This window comes from Thiomicrospira microaerophila (assembly GCF_000934765.1).
In the GTDB taxonomy this organism is placed as follows: Bacteria; Pseudomonadota; Gammaproteobacteria; order Thiomicrospirales; family Thiomicrospiraceae; genus Thiomicrospira; species Thiomicrospira microaerophila.
This window is the reverse complement of the sequence record NZ_JYNN01000015.1, coordinates 56,302-72,786: the sequence shown is the minus strand read 5'-3', so window position 1 is coordinate 72,786 and position 16,485 is coordinate 56,302. Positions and strand designations below refer to the sequence as shown.

At 45.1% G+C, this 16,485-nt stretch carries 15 protein-coding genes and 1 pseudogene; all 16 read right to left on the bottom strand.

Annotation, left to right across the window (positions count from 1 at the left end):
• Nucleotides 1–214, bottom strand: a pseudogene (locus tag NA59_RS06670) (IS5/IS1182 family transposase); the annotation flags it as partial.
• Nucleotides 215–261: 47 nt separating this feature from the next.
• Entirely contained in the window at nucleotides 262–867 is a 606-nt protein-coding gene (locus tag NA59_RS06665) for a NeuD/PglB/VioB family sugar acetyltransferase (protein ID WP_044409898.1), read from the bottom strand.
• Nucleotides 857–2,011, bottom strand: a complete 1,155-nt coding sequence (locus NA59_RS06660) for a LegC family aminotransferase (RefSeq protein ID WP_044409895.1) — start codon at nucleotides 2,009–2,011, stop codon at nucleotides 857–859. Before NA59_RS06660 ends, NA59_RS06665 begins: the two co-directional genes overlap by 11 nt.
• A complete protein-coding gene (locus NA59_RS06655; protein WP_044409892.1) occupies nucleotides 2,004–3,002 on the bottom strand; it encodes an NAD-dependent 4,6-dehydratase LegB in 999 nt (332 codons plus the stop codon). The genes NA59_RS06660 and NA59_RS06655 overlap by 8 nt, the downstream gene beginning before the upstream one ends.
• A gap of 36 nt (nucleotides 3,003–3,038) precedes the next feature.
• Nucleotides 3,039–4,313 carry a murein transglycosylase domain-containing protein gene (locus NA59_RS14300; RefSeq protein WP_052501509.1) on the bottom strand — a complete coding sequence of 425 codons (1,275 nt, stop codon included), beginning with the start codon at nucleotides 4,311–4,313 and terminating at the stop codon, nucleotides 3,039–3,041.
• 127 nt (nucleotides 4,314–4,440) lie between these two features.
• Complete coding sequence (locus NA59_RS06645; RefSeq protein WP_044409889.1) at nucleotides 4,441–5,163, bottom strand: FlgO family outer membrane protein; 723 nt, start codon at nucleotides 5,161–5,163, stop codon at nucleotides 4,441–4,443.
• Between the two features lie 10 nt (nucleotides 5,164–5,173).
• Entirely contained in the window at nucleotides 5,174–5,470 is a 297-nt protein-coding gene (locus tag NA59_RS06640; RefSeq protein ID WP_044409886.1) for a hypothetical protein, read from the bottom strand.
• Between the two features lies 1 nt (nucleotide 5,471).
• Nucleotides 5,472–5,738, bottom strand: coding sequence for a hypothetical protein (locus NA59_RS06635; protein WP_044409882.1), 267 nt, complete (start codon nucleotides 5,736–5,738; stop codon nucleotides 5,472–5,474).
• A 644-nt stretch (nucleotides 5,739–6,382) separates the two neighbouring features.
• A complete protein-coding gene (locus tag NA59_RS06630) occupies nucleotides 6,383–9,844 on the bottom strand; it encodes a hypothetical protein (protein WP_044409879.1) in 3,462 nt (1,153 codons plus the stop codon).
• 34 nt (nucleotides 9,845–9,878) lie between these two features.
• Nucleotides 9,879–10,706, bottom strand: coding sequence for a fimbrial biogenesis chaperone (locus tag NA59_RS06625; protein ID WP_044409876.1), 828 nt, complete (start codon nucleotides 10,704–10,706; stop codon nucleotides 9,879–9,881).
• Between the two features lie 21 nt (nucleotides 10,707–10,727).
• Complete coding sequence (locus NA59_RS06620; protein ID WP_044409874.1) at nucleotides 10,728–11,192, bottom strand: hypothetical protein; 465 nt, start codon at nucleotides 11,190–11,192, stop codon at nucleotides 10,728–10,730.
• Between the two features lie 214 nt (nucleotides 11,193–11,406).
• Nucleotides 11,407–12,030: a DUF4402 domain-containing protein gene (locus NA59_RS06615; protein ID WP_044409873.1), complete on the bottom strand. Its 624-nt coding sequence runs from the start codon at nucleotides 12,028–12,030 to the stop codon at nucleotides 11,407–11,409.
• A gap of 181 nt (nucleotides 12,031–12,211) precedes the next feature.
• Nucleotides 12,212–12,649 (bottom strand): hypothetical protein, encoded by a 438-nt coding sequence (locus tag NA59_RS06610; RefSeq protein WP_157792561.1) that lies wholly within the window; start codon nucleotides 12,647–12,649, stop codon nucleotides 12,212–12,214.
• Between the two features lie 235 nt (nucleotides 12,650–12,884).
• Nucleotides 12,885–13,946, bottom strand: coding sequence for a flagellar hook-associated protein FlgL (gene flgL, locus NA59_RS06605; protein WP_044409869.1), 1,062 nt, complete (start codon nucleotides 13,944–13,946; stop codon nucleotides 12,885–12,887).
• Nucleotides 13,947–13,950: 4 nt separating this feature from the next.
• A complete protein-coding gene (flgK, locus tag NA59_RS06600) occupies nucleotides 13,951–16,005 on the bottom strand; it encodes a flagellar hook-associated protein FlgK (protein ID WP_044409867.1) in 2,055 nt (684 codons plus the stop codon).
• A gap of 26 nt (nucleotides 16,006–16,031) precedes the next feature.
• Nucleotides 16,032–16,484: a rod-binding protein gene (locus tag NA59_RS06595; RefSeq protein ID WP_044409858.1), complete on the bottom strand. Its 453-nt coding sequence runs from the start codon at nucleotides 16,482–16,484 to the stop codon at nucleotides 16,032–16,034.
• Nucleotide 16,485: the final 1 nt, after the last annotated feature.

Genomic DNA, 16,485 nt, shown 5'->3' with positions numbered 1-16,485 from the left:
TGTGTTTGATAATCAGTGCACCGATCACCAAACGTGCGGGTTTGGCGGGACGACCGCGTTTTTGATTGAGCTTGGCATAGTAGCTTTGGGCGAAGTCATCCCATGGAATGCACTGTGCAAGTTGAACCCAGCGGTTTTGTGGATCAAGATCTGATTGGAAGGGCCAATCGAATTCGCTGAGTGATAATTGGGTTACAGAGTGGTCTCGAATCATTTTTGTGCACGCTTTTTTATATCTTGGGGCTGAAAAACTGTGCATTACTATACCACAAAAACAAGTATTTTTGTTTTAAAACAATGATTTATATTTTCTGAGCAGACTCTAATTACGTTTTGTTTTAAAATAGCACCACTGCCAACAAAGCAGGCTTGCCCGAGTTGAGCGCCGCCGTTAATTTTTGCGCCGGTAGAAACATGACAATGATCTTCAATCAACGCATCATGTTCAATTAAGGCATGGCTATTAATAATACAATTGCTTGCCACACGTGCCGAGGCATTGAGCATCGCATAATGCATCACGATGGTCCCTTCACCGATTTGGGCATGCTTTGACACATAGGCCAAAGGCGACACCAGGCCGGGTTGTTTGAAGCCTAACGCTTTAAGATGATTAAACAACTTGATTTTAAGTTCGACTGAACCCAACTGACCCACGGTAACGAAGGCATAATCAAATTCCTGTCTAAGCCGGGGTAAATCCTCATCACAGCCTATCACAGGATAACCAAGTACATCCTCCACCCCCGAACCTTTGCGATCGACAATGCCGGCAATCTGCCATTGCCCGCTTTGCTCGATAACATCAATACACGCTTTACAATGCCCACCGGCACCAATCAATAAAATAGCAGGCTTAGGCATCATTGACCACACTGCTTGGCAAATTGACAACGCGGGCGGCGAGCCATTCGGTTTGGGTCATCTCGCCACGCAGCGCCTGCGCGTAGATTGGCAATTGATGCATCGGGGTCCAAAGTGGACGGGTTTGAATTTGCTGGCTATTTGTCCAATCTAAAAATGCATCGCGCTCGGTTTGATCTTGGCACATTAATGCATTAAGCCAATAGTTGGCTTGGGTGTTAGCGGGTTCTTTTTGCATAACCAGGCCTGGTTGGTGTTGATAATGTTGCGCTAACTGGCGTTTTTGGGCGATAAATTGAGGCAGTTTTTGCATTTGCGCCACCCCAAGTGCGGCATTCAAGTTCGGCATTCTTAAGTTGTACGCCGGCTCATCATGCTCAAACAACCAAGCATGCGGTACTTTCGCGGTCGTGCTCAGATGCTTGGCATGACGTGCTAACTCGGCATCATCGGTAATCAACATGCCCCCGCCACCGGTAGTGATAATTTTATTGCCATTAAAACTAAATACGCCCAGCTGACCGAATCGACCGGTATGACGGCCATGATAAACGCTCCCTAGACTTTCTGCCGCATCCTCCACCAAGGCGATATTATATTGGTTACAGATATCCAAAATCGCGTCGATACGCGCCGGAAACCCAAGGGTATGCATCGGTACACAGGCACGAATGACCCGTCCAGTTTGCCGGTGAATACACCGCCCATTTCTTTGATCGCTGTGTTCGGTTAAAAATGCCTTGAGTGCCGCTGGGCACAGCCCCATCGTTTCAGGTTCGACATCAATAAAAACAGGATCGGCCTGATGCATTTTTATCGCATTCGGTGTCGCCACAAATGTCAGCGATTGCGTCAGCACCAAATCGTTAGACTGCACACCGACTACCTTTAACGCCAAGTACAACCCCACTGTGCCATTCACCACCGCCACCGCATATTTGGCGCCGGTAAACGCGGCCACCTGTTGTTCAAACTCCGTGACATACTGCCCCACCGAAGAGACAAAGGTTGAGTCAATACAATTCGTAACGAGGTCTTTTTCACGCTGATCAAAGCACGGCGCATGCAGTGGAACAAGCCCTTCTGCTGTCGCATAATACTGGCGAATAAAACGGACTAATGATGACCAGGCCTGGGGATTAGACATTGTAAATACCGGTTTTATAGGCTTTTAAATTATCCGGCTGACTAAACCAATCAATGGTTTGCTGCAAACCTTGCTCTAATGAAGTCGTCGGTTGATAACCGGTCAGTTCAATGAGTTTTCGATTATCCCCCCAAAGCCGAAACACTTCCGAGTCTTTTGGGCGCAAGCGCTGGGCATCCTGCACAAACTCAACATCCGATTTCATTAAACGCTTAATCAGATCCAAGGTATCCTGCACTGAAACCTCATAATTCGAACTGATATTCACCGTTTGCCCAATCGTGCGCTCGCTTTCCATTAAAGCCATCATGCCCTGACAGGTATCCGCGACATAGTTGAAATCTCGAGTAGGTGAGGTGTCGCCCAGTTTGATTTGCGACACGCCGCTGGCGATTTGACCAATAATCGTTGGAATCACCGCCCGCGCAGACTGGCGCGGGCCATAGGTATTAAACGGACGCGCAATTGTCACAGGCGTTTGAAAGGCTAAAAAATAAGACATCGCCATCGCATCCGCACCGATTTTACTCGCGCTATAAGGCGATTGCGGCTGCATCGGATGCTGCTCATCAATCGGCACATACTGCGCTGTGCCATAGGTTTCAGAAGTGGAGGTATGCATAAACCGACGTACATTTTGATCACGCGCCGCCTGCACCATATTTAGGGTACCCGTGACATTCGTATCGACATAAGAGCCGGGCGCAATATAGGAATAAGGAATCGCAATCAATGCAGCCAAATGGAACACCGTATCCACGTCCTTACAAAGGGTTTGACACAAAAACGGATCACGAATATCGCCACTAACGATATCCATTTGCCCAGCCAGCGTACTTTGGTCCAACCAACCCCAGCTATTAAACGAGTTATACTGCACCAACGCGCGTACCTGCGCACCCGCCTGCACTAAGGCTTCCGCCAAATGCGAACCAATAAAACCGTCCGCCCCCGTCACCAAAACCTGTTTGCCTTGCCACGTTGCTCTCATCTCTTTTCCTTTGTTACGCAAACCAAAGCACAGGACTTAACGACTCGCAAGAATGCGGGCGTCTTCGCCGAGCAATGCTTGATAACGTGCTTTTGCCTGCAATACCTTATCTAAATAACGCCGCGTTTCATCTGAAGGATGATCATAACGCAGTTTACGATAGACCAAGCGCGGGTTCATTCTATTTATTTGTTCTACCGCTTGCGCAGGCGACTCACCAAACAGCCGCCAAACTGTTGATAACCCACCGTTATAACTTGAAATCGCAATCATCTCGCGCACCTCCTCGTTACGAATTAAGCCAAAGTAATCGTACTTTAACAACGCCAAATAAGCGGTACCTATACGGATATTGGTTTGAGGGTCAAACAACTCATCACGACTGGGCGCATCCAGCCTAAAATCAATCAACTTATACACATCCCGCCCCGCCGCTTCTGGCTTGATCTGCATTAAGCCTAAAGCATTTGAACGACTCACAGCGGTGGGATTAAAATGGCTTTCCGTTTCCATCACCGCAAACACCAACGCCGGCGACACCCTAAAATCCTGTGCGAACTGCATAATCATTGGTTCATAATACTGTGCGGGGGCGGCAATATTTGAGGGCACGAGCGGAATCACGATTTCCGTTCCCTCATCCAGAATACGACTGTAACGCGCATTCGCTAACAAATAATCAACATACTTAAATGCCGCAAATGGATAGCGAATCGGCTGACCATTAGCATCCAGCACACGCCGATAAAATACCGGACGCTCGCGCATTTCCATCGGCGCCAAGGATAAAATATCCTTCTCATTAAACGGCTGACCGCTTAACAAAATTCGCGCGACACCACGCTTGATATGCTGTTCAGAGGCTAGATGAGCCGGAAACCAAAAATATAAGCTGTCAGACTGCAGCCTAAACTGTGCCGTCAAAGGGGGGGGGATTGCAGCCGGTATAATCGCTTCTGGTGCGTCCACGCCGGGTTGCGGTATCGACGCATTATGTGTCCGTGCATTTAACAAAAATGGGCTATTGAAAACGGAAAAGCGCGGGGGCTCTTCAACCCGACTTGCCGGTTCAACCTCAACATCCTGTTGCGCCACTACAGGGTTATCCCGTGCTAAAATCTTATGCTCGTCCACCCGCCCCTCTGGCACATCATCGCTAGACGACAAACTCAGCGCTGTCGGATGCACAGGTACCGAAGCCTGCACATCCGACAAAGCCCAATTCTGAAAATGCTGAAAAGCCACACCACCCGCCAACAACAACATGCCAGCGGGCAACAATAGCGCGATAATAAAATGCTCAAATTTCATCAATAAAAAAGCCTCCAAACAGAGGCTAAAGCAAATTAAATACCAAGTCATCTTAACAGGTCGCTACATTTCAACTGCACCAACAAAAAAGCCGGGGGTTTCCCGGCCTTTCAACACAACGAATCGGCTATCGCTGTCGCAAGATCACCGTGTTATCATGAACAGGATAAGGCTCCCGAACAATCACACGCTTGACATTATCCGGCATCATTTCCATTTCACCGTTCAACACTTGATGTACTCGATGAGAAACCAAACCCTGCGCCGTCGCGACAATGGTTTGATCTGTCAAATCAATTAAACGTGCATTGACCACATACCCCGACCCCTGAGAGGACACCGTACCCGCCAAGGCATAATGAATATTCAACTCGGTTTTCAATTTAGACACATCACGTGTCATCACATGATCCGAAGCACTACCGACCTCAATCGCGCCCATAGATTTAAAATCAATCACCTTAAACCCACGCACATGCAATTGATGCATCATATGCTCACCGAGCAATACACCAAACTTATTAGACTTATTTAAATCATCCAACAAAACAAAGCTCGTCACCGCAACGCGGCTATCCTGCACATTCTTAATATTGCGATTTTGCACCAACTGATCCATCAAAAACCGTGACAACTCATTCAACTGCGCCGCCGCGGTACGCCCCTCAGCCGTAGAATAGTACACATCAGGCTTCTTAGAAAACTGCGCATAACGGTTTTCTAGTTTGGCATATTGATTTGGACTAAACACCGTATAATCTGAAGGTGCGTATCCCTTATAATGGTTATTAGCGAGCGCGGTACCGGCAAAAATAGTACCCGCAACCAAAACACTTAATTTCTTTAACATACTTAACTCCTTATCGGCACTGAGTGGGCGCAGAATAAACCACGCGCGGCGTATCACAACGATGGCATGAACGACCGGCATAACCCACTACTTCATATTCTCTCAAGGTATAGGTTCTGGCGGGACGCGTTTCCACCACATACACCACCTCTGGCGCACGCACTCTTGGCGCATAATGCGACTCCACCACCACATACTGCACAGAAGACGGATGATAATAACCCGAAACCACACTCACTGAAGCCGCATGCGATACACCTGAACCTAGCAACAACGCAGCCGAGGCCAAACCTAGTAAGCGCTTCATCTTAACGCCCCTTGCAGGCCGGCGCCTGTGGATCCGCACAACAGCTTTGTGCCTGAGAACGAATCGTCACAGGATAGGTGCAAGAACTGCAAGAAGGAATATACTTCACCACTTCCACCGCATGTGGGCAGTTTGGAATATACTCAGTTTGTACATGCACCGCTTGCGGCTCACAATCAAGACACTGATATTCACTCTGAACCGTCGCACACCCCGACATCAATGCCGATAAAGATAGCGCAGAGGCCACCAATAATCGCTTAACCATAAAACTCTCCTTTTTACTCAGTTATTTTATATAGCCCAGCTTTTAGATAAAACGATGGGTAATAGGTTAACGACACCGTGGCAGCAAACTTTAGTTTTTTTTCAAAAAAACAGCCATCACACAAAAAAACCATTAACCTACGACCTGCATTATAGATAAAAACATAATTTACACAAAAAATATTATTCGTTATATATTTTATACACCAAATAAAACCTCATCACACTAAGTAGTGCCAGTAAGTTAAGGAATGAGGGGCAACCAACTTGTGTCATTGCGAGGCCGTAGGCCGTGGCAATCTCTGGCAGACAGCACACGCCCTTGAGAGATTGCCGCGTCGCTACGCGCCTCGTAATGACGGTTTTTTTAACTTAACCCGGATATCTCATAAAGTTCACGCGCCCTCGCTTGTCTATTGATTTCCCAGTACTTTTTTCTCAGTCGGCTGTATGAATAACTACAGCGCTCCTTCAAAAAAAGCACTGGAAAACCAATATCCTGCGCGATCATCACGCGAATTTATGAAATATCCGGATTAAGAACAGTTAGGCACAGCATGAAAATGAGAAAAGAAGTGTGCAAGCGCTCGCGCCAACAGCGATTGGCGTTGCGCAAAGAAACGGCCGATATTTACGGTGGGCGTCTTAATCCAGCATATCACCTATGCGTCGAATCCAAGGCGGCGTAGCTAAATCAAGGGTCGAAATCTGGTCAAACGCCTGCTCTCGCGTAGCAAATGCCCCCAACAACAATACATAAGAGGTTTGTTTCGCCCCAGCCTGCTCCAATATCACCCCCTGCTCCAATATCACCCCCTGCCCCAAACGATCCCTTAATGCCTTCACTCCCTCATAATTCAACGCATTCGCTAACTGCAAGGTGTAATGTCGGGGCGATTGCTGGACTAACCAGGCCTGGCCTTGTGCAAGTTCCTCGGCTTTAGACAGCACAACTGAAGACGGCACGCTTGGTTTATTCGCCGGTAGTTTATCAACCGCCGGTTGAACAACACGCACCGATTCCACTACCGGCGCGGCCATTGTCGAAGCGGTAGGAGTCAAGTCGACGCGCTCCACACCACAAGGCAACCCCTCTCGTACTAAAGCACCGCAAATAAACTTCGCGTTATTAACCTGCGCCAGCGGCCCGAGCTTTAGCTCATAGCGACCGTTATCGGTTTTACCCATTGCCACTTCATACGGACGTCCGCTGTGCACTTGCGACAAAATCCTTGGAAACAACGAACGCATTACCCGCAGCACCAAGCGCGCATTCTCCTCCGATGCAAAATCGCCCAAGTCAACCCAGAAAGCCTCATTATCAAATGACTGGATAGGTTGAGGCTGATAAAGGTTTTCAGGAAAAATTTCAAAATTCGCCCCCATAATCAACGTGCCATTCGCCCCAATCGAAATCGGCATCGGCGAACGTGTCGCTAAACCACGGCGCGCTAAAAAGTCCGGCTTCACCGAGAGTAAATACTCACCAGGCGGCACCTTATCGAACAAGAAAAAGCCATCAAAGGTCGACGTGGTTTCCAGCTGACGCCCGTTTTGCTGATGGGTCAGCACCAAAGGCACCGCCCCCTGATCTTGACCAGGCCTAAATAAATCTGTTTTATAGCTCACAACGCCCTCAACCTCACCCGCCGTCACCACCGGAATAAACACCGTCTTAACCAGGCCTGGTCGCGGCAAGAAGGATACCCCTTCAAAATTTGGAATCCAGAAAGGGTCTGAAAGGCTGTCGGTATTAATTTCGATATCGGTCGGCTGATAATCAGACAATCCAGTTAAAAATGCCACACCTGACTCATTTGTTCTAGCACGTCTTCGCTGCTGAATCGTTCTGATTTCAGCTTTTTCAATTACGGGTTCTCCATCATCCCAAACTTGATTATTATTCAAATCCTCAAAAACCAAAGCAGCCACTGCCCCTTGATTGGACATTTGTCGCGAAGTGATTAGCGTTTTACCTTGAAGAGGTTCACGTCCTAAACCAAATCGAACAGTTAGCCTAACAGCATAGTCACCCTGATCACTCCTGTTTAGGCGCAAACCGCTTGTAAACTGTTTATCTAACCAATTTAAGCTTAAACCATAGCTTGTTGAATCGTTAATAAAACTTCGATTTGCGCTGACATCCGAATTCAACTGGTGCCACAGACGCAAATTTAAACCAATGCTACCGTCTTTTATAATATATTCGGGTTCAATGTCGTAATTAACACTTGTTCTTAAGAAAAAAAAAGGATTAAAAAATCGTGCTTGAAAAGCACCATGTAACCGCTCAGATGAATTGCCACCAGATAATGATGTTTTTTGAAAGCTAAGATTGTTGTTCAACCCTAATCTATTGACTTGCTTCCCTAAATTAAGATTATAGTTCTCAATTTTTTTGCCATCAAACCTCTGATCAAAACCTGCGCCCAACAGATAACCAACATTTGACAACCATCGCGACTCTAGACGACCAGATAAAGAAACACCATGACCATGTTCAACAAGTGAATCTTGGTCAGAGTTGATTTGAAAGTCATCAGATTGATGATAATATTGATACGAAAAACGATGATTTAAGCGCTTACCTAACCCACGTGAAAAAGATAACGAAGTGCGATGCCCTTCCTCAAGGTCTTTTAAAAAAGCAACATTAATCACAGACTTGAAAGCAAAAATTCTTATACCTGGTTGAACAAAATGATGCCTCTCACCATTATTGAAATGAAAGCTACTCAAACCCATTGTTAAAGACGCATTCCTATTGATGTTTTTTTCCAAATTAACATTCAAGCGATATTCATCCGTATCCGTTCTGGCATCAGTATCTATAAAATCATACAGTTGACTATTCTGTTTAGTTAAAGAAAAGTCATAAACAAGCTGATGACCAAGTGTGGCAGACTCATCAAGATAATATACTTGCTCTAATTGCTCTTGCTGACCTTGTGGCCCGTACAGTTGCAAAACAAAAATATTTTCACCAACCTGAAGTGTCTGATCTAAAAACTGATACAGACCATCATCAGCAACTTGTTGTGAAGCTAAAAAAAGACCATTACGGTAGAGCTCGACATCCCACCCTGGCTGAGCTAAGCCCGTAATACTAATAACATCCGACCCCGTGACCCGTCCATAAGGTATATTAGATAAACGAACCCCAAAATCTTTTGATCCAGTTGGCAATCCCGCAATGGTTACTGGCACTATATCGCCTAAATAAATCTGCGATGCATTCAAAACACCTGCTAAATTTTGCTCTTGCGATTTACGCTCCAAACCAAGGCGAAAGTTGTTTATCCATTGTTTTTCAGTGTCTGGTCGATAATCGGTCGAAATCGCATAGCGCCCTGTCATATAAGCCAAGTCACCGGATCCGACAAGGTTTACACCATACTGCTGCTTTTTGCTATAGGTTTGTACAGCTGTTAGTTGCACATCACCAAATACATTTCCAAAAGCCTTATAAGGTATATCATGACGTGGATGTACAGGATATGAAAAGTTCTCGCCGCGTTCGCCACTTCTTAAGCGTCGCCGTATTTGCTCTTCAATTGGAAGTGGTGCGGATGGTGAAAGCCGTAAAATCAACGACTGTGTATTAAGTTGGGCGTCAATATCAAAGGCATCAAAAAAAATCTCAGCGTCCAAATAAACCATACCATGCCGAATAACTACATCATCATCTGATAAGTCTGCGTTTAAATATGGTGTGGTTAACCGTGCAACAAAGGGGACCTGGTTCACCGTGTCAATTTTAAACGTATTATTAGGACGAATGAACCACCCCTTCGCACTTAAATCTGTAACGCTATTTGATTTAGAATCAATGAGATAATCAACATCAATAGGAAAATTCAACACCTCAAGCGCGCTTTGAACATTAACCCAAGTCGCGTCTTGTTTTTCAAATAACTCTATTTCACCCAAGTTAAGATTATTGACGCGAGCTGCGACGTATAAATCTCGTTCAATGACACGCGCTTTGAGCAATTCATCTTCACTAATGTATTGGCCCGTTGACGGATCATAATACATCACGGGCGCTGACTGACTTGAGGCTACACTAAAAACCAACAAACCAAAGATTATGAGAATAATTGGCATAATAGCTACTCAAATACTGTTAACAAGCGTGTTTTTAAGGTTGCCACTGAAATTCATGCGAATCAAAAACGCGATGATTAAAAAACTCATCACCTTTAAAAGTCACACGATACCAACCCGCTTGAAGCTTATGACCTTCATTAAGAGGAATCCGAGAATTAATACGCTCATCTAACTCTCTATAAACGGCAAAACTATTTACCTCACCAATTTTCTGATACTCAGACCTAGCATTAGGCCGCCATTCTATAGAGACTGTACCAAATACTCCAAATGTCCCTTGACGCTTAATATTGACTCTTACATCATCACCATTTTGCTTGTCCTGTATTAATTCCACCCGATTAATTGTAGCCTCTACCTCAGGATTCCCTTGTCGTACTACAACCGGAATTGTAATGCTTAGCAAAACATGTATCCCCGTTTGCGCACCCTCAGTCTGTTCGATGCGCTGGGGTTCAGGCAAGGCTGTAAAAGATAGATGGCTACGATATTCTCCATCAGACAAATTAGAAGGTCTTCTAACAGATAATCGAATTCGTTGACTTTCACCCGGGTTTAAAGTCACTTGGCGTGGACTGTAACGAATTAAATCCTTTGCAGAGCTTATTCGAGTTGAGGTATCATCCGCATCTGAAAGACGCTGATACCCTCCTGCTTCATTCTGTAAAAGGTCAACTAACTCAATTCTAAAACTCTGAACTTGAGATGTCGTATTTACAATATTAACGTGAGAGGCACGGTCACGAGTATCAAAGACCACACGAACCGGTGTAATCAATAAATTAGCATGCGCTAACATTGAAAACATTAGCAAAAATCCAACCAACAAACCTTTAAACGCAAACCAATACTTGCCCATTTTAATACCTCCACTAAAAAACTAATGATTAACAATTACACTCACAAATATATTCCACGAATATAAATTATTATGAAAAAACTGACCACTGGGTGCAATCAATGTTCCACCTATCGCAATTGGCGGATACGAACCATTGCTCGAAAACCAGCCTGTTCCTGAGCTAGGTGTGACATCTAACTCAAAAGGTCCCATTCTTTTCAATACTGAAACTGCATAAGTAAAATGAGTATTTGCTGGAAAAGCTCGCATTTCAAAAATAGCAGGGAACCCGGGCTCGACAATCCTAAAATTATCATTATGCGAAATTTGACCATCTGGGTGTATGGTAATTGATGTCTCATCAGGCGAAGATAAAACAACCAATCTACCGAATGAGAAGCTCTGTTCGATATAAAACTCGCCCGAAGCTGACGCTGGCACTGAAAAGCTCAGCACCACGATCAAAAAACCGACAGATAAATAGGTATAATTATCTAACTTCATTCATTCTCAATTTTATAGTTAGCCGTAATAAAGATTTACTGGAGCAAGCTTTATTCCAACTGTCTATTTTTAAAAAAACTTAAGCAAATTAGTTTATTTGTGGATGGAAAATTAAAGGAAGGTGCGTTTGCGTGAAAAAGAGGTGCGACAAATATCAAATCAGAGCGCATTCCAATTCCGATATAACTGAATTAGAATGCATCTTTAAAAATTACTAATAGTTTATTTCCACCGAGAAAGTTCCCGCATAAATACCCCCACCCATTCGCCGCCCATCCATCGCTGCTGTTGGAGCGAGAGTGGCACCAATTTTCACATTCGCACCCCCTGGATTAGCTGATAACGCTCCCCCAGTATAAACTTCATTACCTAAAGCAACCGCATCCACAGGCCCTCCATTATTAACTGAAAAAGTGGGGGCTGTAATTGCAAATACGTCCCCGGCATTATTTAACTCTAAAGCCGTACCCGTAGGGCGAAAAGATATTATCATTGTCAGAGGAACGTTTGGCGCCGCATCACTTATATTAAATTCAGCTGGTGTAATATCTGCAGCATCTACAATTAAAATGGTTCCATCACGATCAGTAGGCGTTGCAATGCCAGATTGTGGATTAATAATAATAGTGGGTTGGTCACCCACTGTTGGCGCAGCTGTAGCAATAATCATACCAAAATTTAACGGGTTTACTTCAGTTAGTGTGATATTTTCATTGATTTCTACCTGTGCATCTATTATCAATGTTTCCGCTTTAGCCGAAGTCATTGCCGCTGACGCTAGTACACCGCTTGCCACTAAAGCGGCAATTTTATTCATTTTGAAGTTTAATTTCTTCATGGTTATTCTCCCTGATGGATGAGTAAAAACATTTTTGTAAAATTTACACAATATAATTAGCGGCAACAAACACTAAATCTTTAGAAATGAATTTAAGTTTTGTTTTCAAGGTACTGATTTAATTTAATAATAAAATAAAAGTTCAAAATAAATAATGGAGTTAATCAAAAAATTATTCACGCTATTCCAAATGCTTCGCTACGCGTGATAAGCTCGTCATTACCTCTAACAACTCTTCGACTTCGGCGCGTTTTTTGGCTATTTCTTCCAGCTGGGGTTTTAGGGTGAGCCATTCGGCTAGGATTTTGGCGTTGGTGATCGACTCGGGGTTGAGGCGTGCGAGTAGCGCTTGGGTGCGGCTTAGGAGTAGCTGTTCTTCGAGTGCTTTAACTTGCTCGGTATCCGGTTGTGCTTGGGGATAATGGCGGGTTGGCTGGGCATATAGATTGGCCGGCGTATAGGTGTTTGCATAGAGTTCGGCAACAGAGTGACTAGCAAAGCTATTAGGCGTCACCGCCTGATAGGGCGCAGACGACGCGGCATAAACCGGCCACATGACAACCAGGCCTGCTATAGTTGTAAGCAGCCTAGACATGCACTTTTTATTCATTCTATTCATCGAAACCCACCTATACGCTAGACAAAATTGTCACCTATAGGTTATGTATCGGCTGTATAGAAAATTCATTAGAATTAATTTTAAAAGTATGGGGATACGACAAATTATTGGGAGCGTAGTGAAGCAATCTCTCAAACCCGTGCACAGTCGGCCAGAGATTGCCACGGCCTTCGTCCTCGCAATGACGAAGTTTTTTATGCGCGCCTCGTAATGACGGGGTGTTTTCTACTCGGTTTTAACGCAGATAATCAAACAGTGACATTTGTTGTACGCGTTGGAAGACTTGTTGTGCCATTTGGAGGGCGTTTTGCTTGACGGTGAATTCTGAGATACCTTCGACCAAGTCTTTCTCTTCAATTGTCATCCGACGCTCCGTCAGCGCCATTTTAAAAGTTTCACCCGCATCGTATTGGGTTTCAATACGATTTTGACGCCCGCCTATCGATGCTAAGTTTTCCGACATATTGGTGATGCTTTGTTGAAGTGACTCAAGCACATCATCACCGGGTCGATCGCCCACCATCAAACGCTCATACATCACCCGCATAACATTGTAGACGTTGCCATCAATCGCTGCGGGGTCATTAGGGATACCATTCTCGCTAACAATACCGGCCTTCTCACCGGCCTTCTCTAAGGTCGCGCCTGGATTTGTGATATCCATGCCAAACACCTTGGAGCCTGTATCGGTAATCCGCACGCGTGACATGTTAAACTCGTCGTCGGGCTTAAGTTCATTGGTCACATCAAACCCAATTTTTACGAAACGTCCACCAAAATTGGCTTCGGGCTTCCCGCCATCAGCAACATCAAGATTGCCAATATAGGTCAAAAAACCTGGATTGGCTGGGTCATCAACAAATGGCAAGTCGCGCACATTATTACCGGCAAACATGTGTTCGCCGTCGGAGTTTTTTTGGTTCATGATCGATTTAACATGCAACATCAGCTGCTGAACTTCTGAGGCCGTTTGTTTACGCTGGTCTTCGTTATAGGTGTCGGTTGACATTTGCACCGCCAATTCTCGCACGCGTTGAAGCGCATCGACGGTGTTGGTTATCGCGGTTTCTTCTAGCACGAGTTGCGATTTGGCGTAAACACCGTTTTTTGCATACTGGTCAATCGTGTTCATAGTTTGGGTGAGTCGGTGAATTTGGGTAATACCGACCGGATCATCGCTGGGGCGATTGACTTTTTTGCCTGAGCTAAGCTGTTCTTGAATTCGCAAGATATCATTTTGATGCTTGGTAATCGCATCAAAGCTGGTGTTGTGAATCATATTGCTTGAGACGCGCATTTTTTTATCCTCTCATCACACCGATTAGGGTTTGAAACATCTGTTGACTGGCTTGCATTATTTGCGCTGCCGCTTGATAGGCTTGTTGGAAGCGCAGTAGGTTAGCGGCTTCTTCGTCCAAGCTGACGCCGGATAAAATTTCACGCCGCTCATTAATATAACTAAAGCTACTAGACTGGGTTTCAAAGTTAATTTCTGCCGATCGCACAAACATCCCTATGCTACTGGCCATTTTTGAGTAGCCACCCAGCAGGGTTTCCGAGGCTTGACCATTGTTGTTGGCATACATCAGCTTAACCGATTGAATGCTCGCCATATTAGCCGCATTGACGTTATCGCCTTCAGCACCGGGCATAGCGGGCGCTAAATGGTTAAGATAATCTCTATAAGCAGGACTATTTCTAAACGCATTAAACTCATCAGGGTCTGTCACATCAAAAACAATCCCAGTAGCAGGGTTTATAAATTCAAAATCCCGTGGTGGTACTGAGCCCGGAATTACCCCCCCATTGTTTGCTGTGATAGATGCACTTATATCAGCTAAAGTATTAACCGGAGGGTTTAAAGGATCGCTATTGATAGGAATTGGGGACTGTCCACGTGTGGCGATGTTTTGTCCATCTTGCATCACTACCGAAAACTGCTCCATAATGCCCTTATGTGGTTTGATAACAAACCTGTCATTTTGCTCAAAGTCCGCAATGTTATTAGCACTTAAATCAAAACGCAAGCCGTCAAGCCAACCAACTTGATTGGTTAAGGGGTCTATCGGTGTACCGGATTCATCTAGCATTTCCAGTTTCTTCTTAGTTGCATTATCGAACACATCCATCGAGGTTCCATTCCAACGCAATTCATATTCTCTAGGCTGCAACTGACCTATTTGCTCTTTCGCAATTTTTAACTCTTCTTGCTTATAACCATAGGTCATTGGGTCAGGGGGCGGAACAAGAGTAGGTGGCTCACCGCTGTGCGGTCGAGGTGGAGTAAAGTCAACTTTAATATCCACGCCTTCGGTCACGCCTTGGTTATTCTTATTGGCTAGCGCACTAATTTCTAGTGGCTTATATATCGGATTTTCACGTCCCGACTCCCCATTCTCATCCCAGCCTTGGTACTGTTGCCAGTTATTGGCGGCGACAAAGGCGTTGAGCGTAGTGCCCAGCTCGTTTTGGGCGCGGTCTAATACGTTTTTACGAAAATCGAGCACACCACCCAATTGACCGGGCCCAATTAAAAGGTCCGTAACCTGTCGCTTTTCGCCGTTAATGTTAATAAACATTTCTGTTCGGTTTTCATGTGCGTAATCACTTGGGGCGGCAATCAAACTGGTTAGATTATTATCTGTTAAGAGCGGAACACGGGCGTTAGCAGAGTAAATATCAATCGAACCATCGGGTTGATTAAAGGTTTTGACCCCAATTAAATTAGATAACTCCATTATCGACTGCTCACGCTTATCTAGCAAGTCGTTGGGCGGCTGAGTGCCTCGGCTTTCGGCTTTAGTGACTTCTTGGTTAATCATCTTGATTGTATTGAGATGATCATTAATCGTTTTGGTCATGTCTTGAATTTGCAGGTTGGTTTGCTGCTGGGTTTCGCCTAGAATGGTGGTCATGTTATTGATATGACCCGTCAAGCTCCGCGCTTGGTCGAGTACATGCTCACGATTCACCCGTGAGGTGGGCAGATCAGCAAGATTTTGCAGCGAGTCAAAATAGCGTTGCATGTATTCTTGCACGCCTTGATCATTACTGGCAACAATGCCTTCGACTTGCTTGGCATAGGCAATCGCTTCTTCATAGCCTTTGACCAACCCATTACTGGTGAGGAGCTGTTTTTGAATATGGTCAGCATACATACGCTCAACAGTGGTCACCTTAGAACCGCCGCCTAAAATGGTATGCCCGCCAATTACATTTGGCGAGTTACTTTCTAGTATCGCGCGCTGTCGGCTATAACCCTCTGTGCCCACATTGGCGACGTTATGGCTGGTGACTTCAAGCGCTTTTTTAAAGTTATTGGCGGCTATACTGCCAATCGTTAACATATCTGCCATGGTTTACTCTCTTGGCGAATAATGTGTTATTCGCTGCGTGTACTCAGCAAAGGGCGAGCCATTAAGGCTTGCTGGGTATTTATTGATTGTTGTAGCGGCTTAGCCTGTTCCGTCTGCTGCGCTTCCCGCCAACGATCATAGTCTTCTGGCTTGATCGTCGGGTGTTTCTGAGAAAGCTGCTCTACAATCATATCGGCCAAACCGAGCGAACCTTTAGAAGAGAGGTCTTGAGCGAGCTGTTTATCATACATATCGTAGTAAATATCGGCTTGACCGCCATCCAACCAGCCCTCATCGAACTTTACTTGACGGGAGTTTTTTAATATCTGCTCTAAAAACAATGCCTCAAACTGCTCCGCAACTGGACGCAGCACCGCTTCCTGATCTTCACGGGCTTGACGTTTTAGTTCGTTGAGCCCTTGTATATTGGTGTAAATGGTATGGTCTTGCGGACGCACTGCAAAATGATTGTCTAACATA

Excerpts from the sequence above, each read along its gene's own strand:
- NA59_RS06625 (WP_044409876.1), bottom strand. The coding sequence starts at position 10,706 with ATGGGCAAGTATTGGTTTGCGTTTAAAGGTTTGTTGGTTGGATTTTTG.
- NA59_RS06665 (WP_044409898.1), bottom strand. The coding sequence starts at position 867 with ATGATGCCTAAGCCTGCTATTTTATTGATTGGTGCCGGTGGGCATTGT.
- NA59_RS06620 (WP_044409874.1), bottom strand. The coding sequence starts at position 11,192 with ATGAAGTTAGATAATTATACCTATTTATCTGTCGGTTTTTTGATCGTG.
- NA59_RS06630 (WP_044409879.1), bottom strand. The coding sequence starts at position 9,844 with ATGCCAATTATTCTCATAATCTTTGGTTTGTTGGTTTTTAGTGTAGCC.
- NA59_RS06635 (WP_044409882.1), bottom strand. The coding sequence starts at position 5,738 with ATGGTTAAGCGATTATTGGTGGCCTCTGCGCTATCTTTATCGGCATTG.
- NA59_RS06640 (WP_044409886.1), bottom strand. The coding sequence starts at position 5,470 with ATGAAGCGCTTACTAGGTTTGGCCTCGGCTGCGTTGTTGCTAGGTTCA.
- flgK (WP_044409867.1), bottom strand. The coding sequence starts at position 16,005 with ATGGCAGATATGTTAACGATTGGCAGTATAGCCGCCAATAACTTTAAA.
- NA59_RS06610 (WP_157792561.1), bottom strand. The coding sequence starts at position 12,649 with ATGAATAGAATGAATAAAAAGTGCATGTCTAGGCTGCTTACAACTATA.
- flgL (WP_044409869.1), bottom strand. The coding sequence starts at position 13,946 with ATGCGCGTCTCAAGCAATATGATTCACAACACCAGCTTTGATGCGATT.
- NA59_RS06615 (WP_044409873.1), bottom strand. The coding sequence starts at position 12,030 with ATGAAGAAATTAAACTTCAAAATGAATAAAATTGCCGCTTTAGTGGCA.
- NA59_RS14300 (WP_052501509.1), bottom strand. The coding sequence starts at position 4,313 with ATGAAATTTGAGCATTTTATTATCGCGCTATTGTTGCCCGCTGGCATG.
- NA59_RS06645 (WP_044409889.1), bottom strand. The coding sequence starts at position 5,163 with ATGTTAAAGAAATTAAGTGTTTTGGTTGCGGGTACTATTTTTGCCGGT.
- NA59_RS06655 (WP_044409892.1), bottom strand. The coding sequence starts at position 3,002 with ATGAGAGCAACGTGGCAAGGCAAACAGGTTTTGGTGACGGGGGCGGAC.
- NA59_RS06660 (WP_044409895.1), bottom strand. The coding sequence starts at position 2,011 with ATGTCTAATCCCCAGGCCTGGTCATCATTAGTCCGTTTTATTCGCCAG.
- NA59_RS06595 (WP_044409858.1), bottom strand. The coding sequence starts at position 16,484 with ATGTTAGACAATCATTTTGCAGTGCGTCCGCAAGACCATACCATTTAC.